This is a genomic window from Sphingobacteriales bacterium (assembly GCA_016699615.1).
Taxonomy (GTDB): Bacteria; Bacteroidota; Bacteroidia; order Chitinophagales; family JADIYW01; genus JADJSS01.
The window spans coordinates 1,947,274-1,964,268 of record CP064984.1; the positions used below are offsets into that span (position 1 = coordinate 1,947,274).

A 16,995-nucleotide genomic window follows, 5' to 3' on the forward strand; every position below is an offset into this window, starting at 1 on the left:
TTTTATAAATATTGCATATTTTTTCTTTTTTTGTAATTATTTAATTACTTAAATAACAAATAATCAAAATATTATAAATTATTAAAATGAAATATCTAAAGTATTTTTAATAAAATGTACGTTAAAATTAATTTATGTTAAAAATAACTAAATAATTTTTGTTGTTTGAAAGTAAAAATTGACATAAACTTGCAAATAATTAATAATTTTAAAAATTTGCGTATGAAAAAAACAGTTTTATTATTTGTATTTGGATTATTAATAACCATCCATGCAAACTCAAAAGAAGAAACAGATTCTACAACATTATCAGTAGGAGACAAAATTGACAAATGGCAGACTAAACTACCTTTGAATTTTTCAGGTTCAGTAGATGCCTATGTTCAAACAAACTTTATTCCAAAACAAACTAACACTGTGCTAAATGAAGCTTTTCCAACCAAAGCAAACTCATTTGAATTGGGCATGATTAATTTTATGCTATCAAAAGAAATTAAAAAATTGGGTTTATGGCTGACATAGGCTTTGGACCAAGAGCTGAGGCTGCAAACAACACATTGTATGCAAACTCTATTATTGCTATCAAACAGTTGTATATGTCTTATGCACCAGCTGATTGGGTAAAATTCACACTAGGTAACTTTAGTACATTCTTTGGATATGAGTTAATTGAACCACAAAATAACTTCCATTATTCAACTTCATTAGCATTTCAAAATGGACCATTCTATCACACAGGTTTGAAAGCAAACTTTACAAAAGGAAAATTTAATTTCTTAACAGGATTCTTTAATGATACAGATACTAAATCTGATAATGATAGAAATAAATATGCTGGTGCTCAAGTAGGATACACTGGCGATAAAGTGAGTGGCTACTTAAACTGGGTAGGTGGTAATGAAACAAATGCACATGATACACTATCTCCATTTAAAAATTACAAATCATCATTAGGATTTACAGGTTTAGCTACTTTAGGTAAAGAAAGCAAAGGTTCAATGGCTTTAGATTTTGCTTGGCATAGATTTAGACAAAAATTAGCAAAAGGCGATGATGCATCAAGTGTACAATATTTTACCACATATTTATATGGAAAATACAATCTTAAAGACAATGTAGGATTGGGATTGAGATTAGGATATGCAAATAACAATGATTATGCAATGCCATATGTAGCTGGTGCTGCTAAAAACTTTGTAGATGTTACTTTAACAAGTAGCATTACAATAAGTGACTTCTTAATTGTAAAACCAGAATTTAGATTAGACTATGCAGATGAGAAAGTATTCTTAGATAGAAAAGGAAATGGAAGCAATTTACAGTACAGACTTCTAATGGCAACCATATTTACATTCTAAAAATTAAAATAATATTTATGAAAAAAATAGAAGCAATAATAAGAGCAACAAAATTTGAAAGTTTGAAAGAAGAACTTTCAAAAATAAATATTAATTTCTTTACCTATTACGAAGTACGTGGATTTGGTATAGAAAAAGGCAAGCCAATATCTTACAGAGGTGCAGTATATGATATGGGTTACATAGCAAGGTATAAAATTGAGTTATTGATAGATGATTCAAAAGTAGATGAAGTAATGACTTGTATTGCAAATACTGCAAGAACAGGACAAGTAGGTGATGGTAAAGTGTTTGTCTACGATATAGAAAAAATTATACGTATCAGAACTGGAGAATCAGACGAAAAAGCAGTTTAATTAATTAAAAAAAGATATTATGGAACCAACTAATATAAAAGAAATAACAGAAAGTGTAAGTAGTAATCTATTTACAATAAACAACCTTTGGATGATGTTATGTACCGCATTAGTATTTCTAATGCACTTAGGTTTTGCTACAGTAGAATCTGGACTTACACGTTCAAAAAATACAGTAAATATATTGTTTAAAAACTTAATGATTTTAGCAATAGGTTTAATTACATACTATATTGCAGGATTTAATCTAATGTATCCAGGTTTTGAAGACGGAGATGCAGGATTCTTTAAATTTGCAGGATTTGGTATAAGTCTACCAGACGGAGGCACAACATCAGCATACAATCCAGGATATACTTATTGGACAGATTTCTTGTTTCAAGCTATGTTTGCTGCAACAGCAGCAACAATTATTTCAGGTGCTGTAGCAGAAAGAATTAAAGAATCATCATTCTTAGTATTTTCAGCAATATATGTAGCTATATGCTATCCAATAGTAGGTAGCTGGAAATGGGGCGGTGGCTGGTTGCAAGATTTGCAAACACCATTCTATGATTTTGCTGGTTCTACACTTGTGCATTCAGTAGGTGGTTGGGGCGCATTAGTTGCAATTTTCTTACTCGGCCCAAGACTTGGTAAATATGTAAATGGGAAAGCTATTCCAATTCCAGGACACAATATTCCATTAGTTATGATTGGTGTAATGTTACTTTGGTTAGGCTGGTTTGGTTTTAATGGTGGTTCAGTATTGAGTGCAGATCCAGGTTTAGTTTCTTTAGTATTAGTAACTACTACCTTAGCAGCCGCAACTGGTATAATTGTAGCTGATATTGTATCATATGCATTTACAAAAAGTCACGATTTAACAATGGCATTGAATGGATGTCTAGCTGGATTAGTAGCTATTACAGCTGGTGCAGACCAAATGTCACCATTAGAAGCAATTATTATTGGTGGAATTGGTGGCGCTTTAGTAGTATTAGGTGTATTCTTATTTGAAAAATTAAAATTAGATGATCCAGTTGGAGCACTTTCAGTACACTTAGTTTGTGGAGTTTGGGGTACACTTGCAGTAGGTATTTTCGGAGCATTAGCAAGTCCAGCTCAATTTGTTTCTCAATTAATTGGTGTTGGAGCAGTTGCTGTGTTTTGTATAGTATTTTCGGCCGTATTTTTATTGATTATTAAATACACATTAGGTTTAAGAATACCAGCAGAACAGGAAATACAAGGAATGGATACAACAGAGCATGGAATGGTTGCTTATCCAAACTTTGTAGTAAATCCAGCTGATGGTACAAACATGTAGAATAGTTTTAAATAAGATTTCTTATTACTAGCTATTATGTGAGGAGGTTGTCTTTTTAGACAACCTCTTTTGTTTTTTACTAAATGTACAATCAATAATAATTATTTGATTTAAACTTGTATTGGAATTTATTTGAATTTAAGATAAAAAAATAGTTTATATTATATATTCAATTTAACTACAAGCAATAGATATCTAATAAAATGAAAATTACTAAAATTTGGGTATAATTATTGTATTATAATTTCATAACTTTATTATAAAATAGAATTACTAGAAATAAACCAACTATGAAAAAAACAATTGCTATACTTTTAATCTTTCTAAGTTGATTTGCAACAGCATATAGTTAGGTTATTTTTGGGTTTGAATATTATACCAATAAAGTAAACTCTTGAAATATAAAATAATCCATTAAATTATAATACAAGTTAGATGATAAAAATAAAACATACACAAATGACTAAAAAATATTGGATAATAATATTACTACTTGTTACTAATTTATCTTTTGCACAGGAAATAAAAGATAAAACAAAATATTATGTAAGTGATATTGAAAATTTCAACAACTATTCAGCAAGACGCTGGAGTTTATTAGACAAAAGCCAGTTAAAAATAATTGCAAAAGCACTTAGTATAAAAACAGATGAAGCAGAAAAAATAATTGAAAGTACAAACTATCGCAATCATCCAACAAATAAATTAAATACAGATGTAGCTTATATCATGTATAAAGTTTGTGAGTTGATAGGTTATAGTGATGGTGGTTTTAAGTACACCAGCTCAAATGATATTTTATATTTGATGTATGTACCTAATGAACTAAACACACATTTACCACCTGATAAATTAGCGACAAACGGAAAAGGCTTTTTCCAAGTGACCAATAAACTATCTGTTTCTACCACTCCATTATCTAATGAATATTACAAACCATCAATTTCTTTAAAAAATGAAAACTATTCTTTTGGATTTAGATTCGGACCAAAAAATTCAGATTCATTAGTGGTTCTAAAAGTAATTAAATCGAGCCCTGCTGAAAAAGCTGGTATTAAAACCAATGATGTTATCATAGAATTTAATGGACAAAATATTAAAAACAAAACAAGATTAGAAGCAGCACAAATTTTTAAAGAAAGTGCTTTTACCAATAATTCATTTAAAGTTTTACGCAACAATAGTATTCAAACAATTACCGTTGACAAAGTGAATGTGAAAACCATAGAATTTGTTTGTATTTCATCTGACTGTGATAATGGCGAATGCATTATCGAAAACATAAATGGCTACACTATTAAAGGTAATTGCAAAGATGGAAATATAATTGGTAATGCAAAATTTATTGCAGAAGATGGATTTGAATTTTATGAAGGATCTGTTGAAAAACGAAATAATTCTTTTAATAAGTACAATTATGTTACGAATGGTTTTGGAAAAGAAAAATTCAGAAACGGCGATAGTTTTGAAGGCAATTATGTAAATGGGAAAAAAGAAGGTAACGGAATATATACGTATGCAAATGGAACACAAAAAAAAGGAATTTGGAAAGCCGATAAATATTTCGACGATATAAGCATTGGTTTTGCAAACGAAAGATTTAGAGTAGAAAACAATAGAGTTTATTTACATCATTTAAAATTGGATTTTAAATCTAAAATGGTAGAAATAACGAATGAAGAAAAACAGAGAATAGGAAAAATGTATAATATTTCGGATGCAGATTTGGATAAACTGTTTGCCTTGTGCGATATGAAATATAAGCCAGTACACTTAAATACGCCTCAAAAAATCAGAGCTATTATAGATAAAAATGAAAAGCAATATCCGTATGAAGCATATCGTGTAGTGCACTTTTATGGTATTGATGAAGAAGTCTACAACATCATTTATTTGCCCACTGCATATAATATTTGGTTACCAGAGGGTGTAAAATTTGATGTACAAGATGGATTGTATTTTTGCGTACCAGCTGCTTTAACTAGCGGCATAAATTATTATAGCTATGAAAACAATCTAGCAATACTAAAAGGAATAGAAGAAGATAAAATTAGAGAGAAAGAACAACAGCTATTAGCTGAAGAACATGCAGAATGGGCTAGTAAAAATAAATGGAAAGGCGCCGTGATAATTCAATACAAAAATGAAGATGCTACAGAAGTTTCAAATAAATACAAATATAATGCTATTACTATTTTTGGTCCACCAGATAGAGAAGTAGATGATATCGATTTAAATGATCTATTAGATAAATATGAATTTTATTACAAAAAATTTGGTTTTGAATATATTGGTATTAAATTTCATAAAAACATGGATGAATCTGGTGCTGAAGACTTAGCGAATGCACTTACTAACACACATAGATATTCGGTAAATACAAATTTCAATTACACACTACCAGAAAGGAAACCCAAATCTACAGGACCATCTTATGCAGAATTAAAAGCAGCAACTGATGCAGCATACAAAGAAGCACAAGAAGCATCTAAAGTAATAATGGAAGATAAAACGTATGAAAAATCTGAAATGCGCCAAAAAGCAGTGACTGATATTTTTGCAGGTAAGGATATTATTGAGGAAGCAACGCAAGTGCAAGTGGTAGATATTTCTACATCAGATAAATATTATACACAAAACAAAAAATTTATTGGTAAAATAGGAACTGTTGAAGCAACACTTATCGATAATGGCGATGAAACTTATTATGGCACTATCCAATTTCCGAACGAAAAATATTCTACTATATTTTATAAAGTGAAAGTAAAAATCATAAAATAAAAATCTAACTATTTTAAAAACTATAAATATAAAATATGAAAAAACTACTTTTATACATGTGCATAATATTGTCATATGTTGCACACGCTCAAGAAAAAGTTAATATTACCTACAAATTCATTTTTATAAATTCTAACAAAGGATTTACTTACGATACAAAGCTTGTACTAGAACGCAATGGAAAGAAATTTGGAGAAAGTAAAGTTAAAGATCAGGAGAAACTAAATGAAGTTACTTTTACTATACCAAAAGGAAATGCAACTTTAAAAGCTACACTTTATGCATTTAATAAAGGAACATGGCAAGCTCGTATTGTTAAAAATAATTATGGATTTGATTGTATATATGAAAAAAATAGAAATTGGGATGAAAATGCAACAATTAAAATAACAGTTGATATTTACAAACAAGAAGTAATTATTGATGATAGTTATATAAGCCAAGATGAAGCAGACGATGATGAAAACATAGATTATGCTGCGGAAAAAGAAAAAATAAATAGTTACAAATCTAACATAGATGTATATAATTTGGAAAAATCAACCACACCTAATAGTAACAATTCTAATACAAATAGTACAAATAAAAAAGCTCAAGGTGGAAAAAGAATAAAGTAATATTTGTTTTAAAGTAGTTTTAAAATATAAAATAAATTATAATAAATTCCCTTTTTTTTATTTTAAGCAAATATTTATATTCTATTTTAATTGAATTTATAAAGTTTAAAATATAAATACTTTAACAGAAAAAGTTGTATTATTTTGGTATAATATTTGTAATTTTAAAAATCTAATTCATTGTTAAATACATTATAAAATGAAAAAACTACTAGTGTTATTAGCGTGCATAATATTGTCATACACAGTACACGCACAAGGAAATGTAAATGTTACTTTCAAATTTATTTTTATAAATTCTAAAGCTGGATTCACATATGATTCTAAATTAGTATTAGAACGCAATGGTGTAAAAGTTGGAGAAAGCAAAATTAAAAATCAAGAATTACTAAATGAAGCTACATTTTCTATACCAAAAGACAATGCAACTTTAAAAGCAACTATCTACGCATTATACAATGGGAAATGGGAAGCACGTACAAAAAATAATGGCTATTCATTTGATTGTGTCTATGAAAAAAATAAAAATTGGGATAAAAATGAAAGCATTAAAATAACAGTTGATATTGAAAAAAATGATATTATAATAGATGAAAACGCATCAACAAATAACAATACATACAGCAATAATTCTAGTAATGATAACCTGAGCAAGGCAGCAAAAGAAAGGTTAGAAATGCAAAAACAAATGAATAGTTCTAACAATACTTCTACAACAACTACTAGCAATAATTATAACAGTCAAACAGCATTACAAAAATTAAATAAATATCTAAAAACATTTGATAATGGATATTATGGTTATTTAGAAGTTGTGGGCAATAAAATTTATACTAGATTTAAATCTGGCGAATATTGCGAAGCAAATATTAATGATTTGGATAAAGCTGTTGAAGTAATGAGTGGCACAAAAGTAGCTGTGAAATGCAAAAGTGGAAATTGTGTGTTTTCAACATATACAAATTCCAAACACGAGCAAATGTCATTCTCACAAAATACATCATTCAATACACAAGAATTAATTACATTATTAAATAATGCATTAGCAGAATGTAAAAATAAACCTACATCAACCACCACAAATAATGTAAAACAAACTACAGAAACCAACAAAAAAACTACTGATGATGACGATGATTATTGGGAAGAGTTTGCATATTTAATGGGATATTCTGAAGGCGAAGATTCTAATACAGAATCAAAAGTAAATGGTTCAGGAAATTACCAAACAGCATTAGATAATCTAAATAAATATTTATTAGAGTTTAATAGAGATATTTATAGAAATATAAAAGTAGAGAATGGTAATGTAAATTTTACTTATAATACTTACTCAACTGTCTACACTACATCAATAAGTATTGCAGATTTAAAGAAAGCAACTGTAGTAAAAGTGAGTAATGAGAATAAAGTAAAAATAATGTGCAGTGGCGCAAGCAATTGTTTTTCTGGTGGTTGGAATCCAAAATCAGACCATTTTCAATTCTTTCCATTAAAACCAACTACTGATGTTTCTAAGATAAAAACCTTAATAGAAGATTTTATAAAAGCATTATAAAATAGAATAAATTTATTTAGTTTGTTTTTTTAAGCTATCAATTTCCTCTTTCAGAAATTTTCCAGTAATGCTATTTTTATTTTTCGTAATGACTTCTGGTGTGCCAGTTGCAACTACATAGCCACCAGCATTTCCACCTTCAGGACCAATATCTATAACATAGTCAGCAATTTTTACAACATCTAAATTATGTTCTATAATGACTACAGTATTGCCTTTGTCTACCAATTTTTGCAAAACATCTAACAATACTTTGATGTCCTGAAAATGCAAACCTGTAGTAGGTTCATCTAATATGTAAAAAGTATTTCCAGTATCTTTTTTACTCAGCTCTTCTGATATTTTTACACGCTGTGCCTCGCCACCACTCAATGTTGTAGAAGATTGTCCTAATCTAATATAGCCAAGTCCAACATCATTCAATGTTTTTAATTTTCTATAGATTTGTGGTATATGTTCAAAGAAAGTTACAGCATCTTCTACAGGCATTTCCAATACATCGTAGATAGATTTTCCTTTGTATTTTACTTCTAATGTTTCTCTGTTATATCTTTTTCCTAAGCATCTCGGACATTCTACATACACATCAGGCAAAAAATTCATTTCTATTAATTTCATTCCACCACCTTGGCATTCTTCACAACGACCACCTTGTACATTAAAAGAAAAACGACCAGGTTTAAAACCACGTATTTGACTGTCTGGCAAGCTCGAAAATAAATTTCTTATAGCATCAAAAACACCAATATATGTTGCAGGATTACTTCTTGGTGTGCGTCCAATTGGCGATTGATCTATTTCTATTACTTTATCAATATGTTCCAATCCACTTATACTTTTATATGGCATAGGCTGATATGGTGTTCTATAAAAATGCTGATTCAAAATTCTATACAAAGTATCATACACCAAAGTAGATTTGCCAGAGCCAGAAACGCCAGTAATTGTTGTAAGTGTACCCAAAGGTATTTTTATAGCTATGTTTTTTAAATTATTGCCAGATGCACCTTTTAGTTCAATAAAATTGCCATTACCATTTCTTCTTTCCTTCGGAATTTCAATTTGTATCGTATTATTTAAATAGCCAGCAGTAATTGTTTTTTGTTTAATAAAATCTTTTGGTTTGCCCTGAGCAATAATTTTTCCACCATGTTCGCCAGCAGCAGGACCTAAATCAATAATATAATCTGATGCCAGCATGATATCCTTGTCATGCTCAACTACCAACACAGTATTGCCAATAGATGCCAAGTTTCTAAGTGATGTAATCAGTTTATGATTGTCTCGTTGATGCAATCCAATACTCGGCTCATCCAATATATAAGTTATGCCCATCAATTGCGAACCAATTTGTGATGCCAAACGTATACGCTGTGATTCACCACCTGAAAGTGTGCCTGTTGGTCTATCAATATTCAAATAGTTTAAGCCTACATCTAATAAAAAGCCAATTCTATCTTTCAATTCTTTCAAAATATCTTTTGCTATCATCAATTGGTTGCCATTTAGTTTTTTGTCTAAATGTGTTATCCAATCATACAATTCAGCAATATCTAAGGTAGAAATATCAGCTATGTTTTTTTTGTCAATTTTAAACCACAGTGCTTCCTTTTTTAATCTTGTACCATGGCAAGTACTACATTCCACTTCTGATATATATTGTTCTGCCCAATTCAAAAGTGAGTTGCTTGGATTGCTGTCTTCTATTGTTTTTTTAATTTGTTGAAATACACCATCAAAAGTTAAACTCCAATGAGTAGCATCAGTTTTTCGGTCTTTATTTTCTTTAGCTTCAATCTTAATTTTATCATCACTACCATACAATAAGATTTGCAACAATTCATCTGGGAAATTCTTAATTGGTGTGTTGTAATTTACTTTGTATTTTTTTAGATAATAATCAATCATCTTAAATACATAAGTGTCACGCACTTCACCCAAAGGTACTATGCCAACTTCTGCTATAGATTTATTTTTGTCAGGAATTATCTTATTCAAATCCGGCTCTTTCAAAACCCCCAAACCACGACAAGCTGGACACTCACCATACGGTGAATTAAATGAAAATGTATTTGGAGATGGAACTTCATAAGAAATGCCAGTGTCAATACACATTAGTGTCTTGCTAAATGTACTAATAGCTTTAGTGTCTAAATTTTCAATAAACACAAGTCCATCGCCTAATTTTAAAGCATCTTGTATCGATTTTCTAATTCTTTGTAATTCCTTTTCTTGTACAGTCAGTCTATCAATAACAACTTCAATATCATGAATTTTATACCTATCCACTTGCATTTTAGGTACTATCTCTTGAGTTTCGCCATTTATTCTTACTCTCAAATAACCTTTCTTTCTTATTTCTTCAAACAATTCTCTGTAATGACCTTTTCTACCACGCACAACTGGCGCAAGTATTGCAATCTTTTGGTTAGATAAATTTTTTAGGATATGTTGAATAATTTGTTCTTCAGAAAATTGCACCATTTTTTTCCCACTGTTGTAAGAATAAGCTTCTCCAGCTCTGGCAAAAAGCAATCGTAAAAAATCATATATTTCTGTTGTTGTACCTACTGTACTTCTTGGGTTTCTATTTGTGGTTTTTTGCTCTATAGATATTACAGGCGACAATCCTGATATCTTTTCAACATCTGGTCTTTCTACATTGCCAACAAAATTTTTTAGGTATGTAGAAAAACTATCCAAATATCTTCGCTGTCCTTCTGCAAAAATTGTATCAAATGCTAAAGAAGATTTTCCACTTCCACTCAATCCAGTAATCACTACAAATTGGTTTCTTGGTATTTGTACATCAATATTTTTTAAATTATGTACTTTGGCACCCAAAACATTGATATGTGTAAGCTCTTCTTGTTCGATTTGTGGTAATTGATGCATGGTAGCAAATGTACTATGAAATAGCGAAATTTTATAAATCTAATCTGTATTTGAGGATTTGCTTAACAATAGATGTAAATAATTAACAATTTTTGTCCATCATTTTTTTATAATTTTAAATTATGAAAGCTAATGTACATCATTTGCCAATTACAAAACATGCAAGAGTTTATACTTATGGAAATAATATAGACAAAGCAGATGTAGTTTGGTTGGTAGCTCATGGTTATGGTTATCTGTCAGAAAAATTTATTCAAAGATTCTCAGATTTAGATGCAGATAAGCATTTTGTTATTGCCCCAGAAGCGTTAAATAGATTTTATTTGAATGGACTTTCTGGAAAAGTAGGTGCATCGTGGATGACTACTGAAGATAGAGAAAATGAGATTTTAGACTATATGCAATACTTAGATAATGTTTTTCTTACATTTAATTTACATAAGGTCAGAAAATTGGTAGTTTTAGGATTTTCACAAGGTGGTTCTACAGTTGCAAGGTGGTTTTTGAATACAAAACATCCTATCGAGACATTAGTATTTTGGGGAAGTTCTATTCCAGATGAAGTTTTAAACTCAGAGAAAATTCACACAGCAAAAATTTTCACATTGATTGGTGATGAAGATGAATTTGTACAAAAAGATACTTTGGACACAATTATGAAAAAATATAATAATGTAAATTTAAAGTTTTCACATATTTTTTACAAAGGCGGACATAAAATTCTAACTCAACCTTTAATGCAACTAATTGACAAGTTAAAACTAAGCTAACACTTGCCACGTAATTTTGCACTGAACAAAAAACCAAAAATTGTTCTATTATTAAATATAGTAAGTTATGAAAAATATAATCACTCTATTTATTCTTTGTCTAATTGTTACTTTGCATGTGTTTGCTAATAACACAACATATGGTATTGCTTCATACTATGGAACGTACTTTCATGGAAGACCAACTGCAAGTGGCGAAAAATACGATCAATATAAATTAACTGCAGCACATAAAACATTGCCATTAGGTACAATAGTAAAAGTAACCAATACTCAAAATGACAAATCTGTTATATTAAAAGTAAATGACAGAGGACCATATATAAAAGGTAGAATTATTGATGTGTCTACAAAAGCAGCAGAATTATTGGGTTTTAGAAATAAAGGTACTACTTATGTGAAAGTTGAAGTTGTGAATGAAGATGAAAATAATGAAGATGAACTTGTTGCAGAATTTAAAAATAAAGAAGTAAATAATACGGCATCTACTTATACTGAACAAGAAAAACTATCTTGGAAAGATATTCCAACAGTAGATGATAAACAAAAAGAAAATCTTCCCAAAGATAACAGTGATAAAAAAGAAGATGTTTCAAATAACAGTAATAATGATGCTATTCATAGAAATTATTATGACATGGCAACATTACTAGACAAAACTAATGTAGGAATGTATGGTATCGATTTAGGTAAATTCTACAACCTAGATGAAATTATAAATCTAATAAAGAAACTACAAGCTGAGCATAAACAACCATTATTCTATGAAGAGATTGAGGTTGAAGGACAAAAAGCAATGAAATTGACGATTGGTAAATTCCAAAATAGAGCTTACGCAGATGCATTTAAGCTAAAACTAAATAATGAATTTAGTCAGTGTGAGGTTGTAAAATACTAATCTTCAAAGATTAAATACAAACCCAATACAATTACAGTAATACCTAAAGAAGTAAATCCATATAAGATTAATCCTCTCATTTCTGGAAGAACGCCAATAAGTGTAAGAATACAACTAAGCATACATAAAAATGCACCAATTCCTGCTGCAATAAAACCTAAAGTCTGTCTTTTCTCAATTTTAGATTTTTTATAAGTACTTAAAATTTCCTTAGCTTCGTTCTCATTTACCTTTTTATATTGCATTAAATCTTGCAATATCAGTTGGTCGCTAAGTTCTCTACTATTCCAATCTTCAAAGTGTTGAGAATATGATGAAATATTTTCCATATCAATTAATGATTATTAAATCTAAAATTAATCATTAGTTTACATTAAAACAAAAAAATTGAGTAGAAATTAATTTTTTTTAGAAAAATAATTTAATGTATAAAATGGATTTGATGCTTCTAATTCAAATGCCACTTCAAGCAATGTCTTTTCATCACCAACTTTAGATGCTAACTGAACACCAATTGGCAATCCATCTTTGCTAATGCCTAATGGCAAAGAAATTGCAGGCGCGCCAGTAATATTTTGTGTGGTTGTAAAATTCACATATGCATTTAGTTTCATAATTATTTCTAATGAGTCTACGTCAGTACCAAAATGACCAATTTTAGGAGCTGGATGTGATAATGTTGGACTCAGCAAAAGGTCATACTCGTTTAAAATTGTATGATATTCATGTGTGTGATTTTTTAAATGTTTAATACTACTAAACGCACGCAAAGAAAGCAAAGGGAAAATTGTACCTAATTCTTTTGTGAATTTTGCAGTTTTAAGATGATTAAAAGACAATCCATTAGACATATATTCTGTAATAAAAGTACCAAACGCCAGAAAAGACCAATACACCAAAAAATCTCTTGTTACTTTATGCTCAAATGGATTATTAATATACTCAACATGATGCCCAAGTGCTTCTAACATTTTTCCAGTATTCAAAACTGTATCTACAACATCTGTGTGGCTATCTACACCAGTTGACGAGTGCGTGAACATACCAATTTTCAATCTCTTTTTCCCAGCATATTCTATCAAACCAATAGGATTTAATTTTGAATTATGATGGTATTTTTCTAATCCAGCAATATATCTCGCACTATCTCTCACAGTTCTACTTAAAATGCCATCTTGGGCAATATCAATTGGCGCTACTTCAGAGATTGACATTATATTTCTGCCTCTTGATGGTTTTAAGCCAACTAAGCCACAACATGATGCAGGAATTCTAATAGAGCCACCACCATCTGATGCATGAGCAAATGGCACAACGCCAGCTGCAACCAATGCTGCAGAACCAGCAGATGAACCACCAGTTGAATGCGCAGTATTCCAAGGATTTCTTGTTTCTCCATGTTGCAAAGTTTCGCCACATGGTAGCAACCCAAACTCAGAAGTAGATGTTTTTCCTAATATAATACTACCTGTGATAGCTAAAATTTGGTCTACTATTTTGTCATTTTTTACGGCAGGTTTTGTTTTGAAGGCAGCTGAACCTTTGTAACTTGGAATGCCTTTTACATCATTCAAATCTTTTATAAACGTAGGTACGCCAGCAAAAATACCACTATTTGTTTTGGTAGAATTTTCAATTGCATGCGTAAAACAAGGTGTTACAATTGCATTCAGTTGTTTGTCTATTTCTTTAGCACGTTCAATAGCACATGTTACAGCTTCTTTTGATGTAAATTCTTTCTTTTCTATTCTTTGAGCTACAGCAGTAGCATCTAAATCGCCTAAAATTCCAATATCAAATGCGTGCAATTCTTTCATATACTTTTTTTAGTTGCTTTATTTTTCCAATAATATGCTAATGCCATACCAGCAAATATATGCCAAATTCCCCACCATGCTGTAATCAAAGCCATTCCACCCAAACCACCAAAGAATGTAAAAATTAATATTAAACCTAATCCTACATTGTGAATGCCTGTTTCTATAGAAATTGCTTTGCAATCTTCGTATGGAAGTCGCATCAACTTGCCAATATAAAATCCTGAGAAAAACCCAATAATATCTTGTATGAAAACAATAAATAAAACATAGTGTATATGTTTTAAGAAAATTTGAAAATTAGCCTTTATTGCAAAAAATAAAAATGCTATAAATATTAGTAATGCAACTCTTTTTACATGTTTTTTAATTTTATTGGTAAATGCCGGAAATTTATAATTAAATGCAATGCCAATAAGCATTGGTACTAATAGTAGTATAGATACATTTTTTAGCATTTCAAAAAAATCTATTCGTATGTCTTTCATTAAATGAGCTGTATTGGTATCCAAACTAGCATAAAATGAGAATAATAGTGGTGTAGTTAATGGTGCTATTATTGTAGAGAAAGCAGTAAGGCTTACAGAAAGTGCTACATTGCCTTTTGCAGTATGTGTAATGAAATTTGAAATAGTACCACCAGGACAAGCAGAAACCAAAATCATACCTAATGCAATACTTGGATGTGGCTGAATAAGCTTAACAAGAATAAAAGTAAGTATTGGAAATACAATGTATTGAGAAAGCGCACCAGCTAACGCAGCTTTTGGATTTTTTAATAGTTGTGTAAAGTCTTCTTTTTTTAAATCTAAAGCAATGCTAAACATGATAAAGCCTAAGCAAAAACTTAGCAACCAGAAGTTTTCTGAGAAATTTACGATTATATTATCTATTTCACTCAATGAATGTTCCTATGATGTCCAACAAACCATTACTTCTCTATCACCATAATATGGCAATCTACCATGTGAAGTAGAAAAATTATCAATACAAATAATATCACCTTTTTTCCAAGCATAGATGGATAGATTTTGCCAAATTACATCTTGTATATGTTGCACATAAGCTGTAGGTATTTCTGAGCCATCGCCAAATGTTACATGCATACTTTGTTCAAATGGATTCAGTTTTTTCTTTTTATACCAAGTCATTAAATCTAAAAATAGATTGGTTTTAAAAGTATCCCATCTTTTTTGTCGTTTATGTATATATTCATATTCTATGGCAGCTGCATCAATATGAAATACTTGAGTGTGGTTAAACCAAACCATTTCATTAGAAATTGGATGTTGTTTAAACGCACTGCTTTTATTGGTCATTCTCAAGCCATCATTTTCTTTCCATTCACAAATAATATCATGTTCTTTACATTTTGATTCTACCAACTTTTTATCATCAGTATGAAACATATCATACCAACTTTTTAGTTGAAATCCAGATCTTGATTTTGAATTTGGAGATGCATAATTTCTGATGTGTTGCACGCCTTTTTGTTCAAATTCTCTTCTTATTTCTGGATTGATATTTTGATATACTTTTCTAAAATCGCAAATTGGTGTTTCGCCACCAAATGGTGGTGCTGTGTGGCAATAAAAGAATAATCTTCGTGGTGCAGATGGTAAAAAACTCATTTCGCAATGTTGCATAATTGGATAATGTGGAGGCAACTCGCTTGCAGAAAAAACATAATCTGTTTTTTTGTCTCTTGGCGAAGTTCCCATGTAATCATTTTTTAAATCATTATCTACAGCCATTGCTATTTGCTCAAAATGTGTAGGTGATTGTACATCAAATCCACGAAATAAAACCGCACCATATTTTGTAATATTAGCATCAATTTGCTGTTTGTTTTCTTGTATCCAATCATTTAGATACTTCAAAGAAGCATTTTGCTGTGGTTGTATTACTAGTGGTAGTGAAAGCTTATTGTCTAAAAAAGATTGATTCATAAGTAATTAAATATAGATAAATTTAATTAAATTTTTTTATTTTACAGATAAATGATAAAAAAATCCATAGCAAGAGATTGTGTTCAAATTCAAGATAAAATATGTTTAAAACCATATCAAAAAGGATACGAAGAAGCTTTTTTTCAGTTAGTTCGGAAGAATTTTGATAGACTACAAAATCATTTTCCTTCATTGCTCAAAAAAAATGAATCAATAGAGAATACAAAAATATATATTGATGAAAAAATAAAACTGTGGAATAAATGTCAAGAGTTTGCTTACATGATTTTTAATGAACAAGAAATTATAGGACATTTTAATATTAAAGACATTGACTGGAAAAAAAAGACAGTAGAGTTAGCTTATTGGATTGATAGTGATAGTGAAAATAAAGGTATTGTTACCAATATTGTAAAAAATAGAATAAACTTTATTTTTAGTGAATTAGATATAATTAAAATTATTGCAAGATGTCATGTAGAAAATATGCAGAGTGAAAAAATTATGCAAAAATGTGGTATGCATTACGAAGGTACAGTACACAATCTTTATAAAAATTATCAAAATATAAGTGTAGATACATATTTATATAGCATAGAAAATAATATAAAATAGAATTATTATATAATATAAGTACGCAATTATATAATCAAAAAAATGCAACTATATTCTTTATATTTGCAACAT

The 16,995-nt window shown here is 29.7% G+C and carries 15 protein-coding genes; 10 read left to right on the top strand and 5 right to left on the bottom strand.

Annotation, left to right across the window (positions count from 1 at the left end):
• Positions 1-222 precede the first annotated feature (222 nt).
• The 7 genes from IPK18_09270 to IPK18_09300 all read left to right on the top strand — a co-directional run bounded on the left by IPK18_09270 (position 223) and on the right by IPK18_09300 (position 7,979).
• On the top strand, positions 223-522 hold the full coding sequence (locus tag IPK18_09270; protein ID QQR97079.1) for an outer membrane beta-barrel protein: 300 nt from the start codon (positions 223-225) through the stop codon (positions 520-522).
• Positions 510-1,358 (top strand): outer membrane beta-barrel protein, encoded by an 849-nt coding sequence (locus IPK18_09275; protein ID QQR97080.1) that lies wholly within the window; start codon positions 510-512, stop codon positions 1,356-1,358. The genes IPK18_09270 and IPK18_09275 overlap by 13 nt, the downstream gene beginning before the upstream one ends.
• Positions 1,359-1,375: 17 nt before the next feature.
• On the top strand, positions 1,376-1,714 hold the full coding sequence (locus tag IPK18_09280) for a P-II family nitrogen regulator (protein ID QQR97081.1): 339 nt from the start codon (positions 1,376-1,378) through the stop codon (positions 1,712-1,714).
• Positions 1,715-1,733: 19 nt separating this feature from the next.
• Positions 1,734-3,023 carry an ammonium transporter gene (gene amt / locus IPK18_09285; protein QQR97082.1) on the top strand — a complete coding sequence of 430 codons (1,290 nt, stop codon included), beginning with the start codon at positions 1,734-1,736 and terminating at the stop codon, positions 3,021-3,023.
• Positions 3,024-3,458: 435 nt separating this feature from the next.
• Positions 3,459-5,804 (top strand): PDZ domain-containing protein, encoded by a 2,346-nt coding sequence (locus IPK18_09290; protein QQR97083.1) that lies wholly within the window; start codon positions 3,459-3,461, stop codon positions 5,802-5,804.
• 35 nt (positions 5,805-5,839) lie between these two features.
• Positions 5,840-6,421, top strand: a complete 582-nt coding sequence (locus tag IPK18_09295; GenBank protein ID QQR97084.1) for a hypothetical protein — start codon at positions 5,840-5,842, stop codon at positions 6,419-6,421.
• A gap of 199 nt (positions 6,422-6,620) precedes the next feature.
• Positions 6,621-7,979, top strand: coding sequence for a hypothetical protein (locus IPK18_09300; GenBank protein QQR97085.1), 1,359 nt, complete (start codon positions 6,621-6,623; stop codon positions 7,977-7,979).
• Positions 7,980-7,991: 12 nt separating this feature from the next.
• Here the strand turns inward: IPK18_09300 and uvrA are convergent, their stop codons facing one another.
• Entirely contained in the window at positions 7,992-10,874 is a 2,883-nt protein-coding gene (gene uvrA / locus IPK18_09305) for an excinuclease ABC subunit UvrA (protein QQR97086.1), read from the bottom strand.
• Between the two features lie 122 nt (positions 10,875-10,996).
• Between uvrA and IPK18_09310 the strand changes: the two genes are divergently transcribed.
• Entirely contained in the window at positions 10,997-11,644 is a 648-nt protein-coding gene (locus IPK18_09310; GenBank protein QQR97087.1) for a dienelactone hydrolase family protein, read from the top strand.
• 67 nt (positions 11,645-11,711) lie between these two features.
• Entirely contained in the window at positions 11,712-12,542 is an 831-nt protein-coding gene (locus tag IPK18_09315; protein ID QQR97088.1) for a septal ring lytic transglycosylase RlpA family protein, read from the top strand.
• Here the strand turns inward: IPK18_09315 and IPK18_09320 are convergent.
• The 4 genes from IPK18_09320 to IPK18_09335 form a co-directional block, all read right to left on the bottom strand.
• On the bottom strand, positions 12,539-12,871 hold the full coding sequence (locus tag IPK18_09320) for a hypothetical protein (protein QQR97089.1): 333 nt from the start codon (positions 12,869-12,871) through the stop codon (positions 12,539-12,541). The genes IPK18_09315 and IPK18_09320 overlap by 4 nt on opposite strands.
• Positions 12,872-12,940: 69 nt before the next feature.
• Entirely contained in the window at positions 12,941-14,359 is a 1,419-nt protein-coding gene (locus IPK18_09325) for an amidase (protein ID QQR97090.1), read from the bottom strand.
• Complete coding sequence (locus tag IPK18_09330; protein QQR97091.1) at positions 14,356-15,261, bottom strand: bile acid:sodium symporter family protein; 906 nt, start codon at positions 15,259-15,261, stop codon at positions 14,356-14,358. The genes IPK18_09325 and IPK18_09330 overlap by 4 nt, the downstream gene beginning before the upstream one ends.
• Positions 15,262-15,270: 9 nt before the next feature.
• Positions 15,271-16,308, bottom strand: a complete 1,038-nt coding sequence (locus IPK18_09335; GenBank protein ID QQR97092.1) for a TauD/TfdA family dioxygenase — start codon at positions 16,306-16,308, stop codon at positions 15,271-15,273.
• Positions 16,309-16,359: 51 nt separating this feature from the next.
• On the opposite strand from IPK18_09335, the gene IPK18_09340 reads away from it, so the two are divergent.
• Complete coding sequence (locus tag IPK18_09340; protein QQR97093.1) at positions 16,360-16,923, top strand: GNAT family N-acetyltransferase; 564 nt, start codon at positions 16,360-16,362, stop codon at positions 16,921-16,923.
• Positions 16,924-16,995 lie beyond the last annotated feature (72 nt).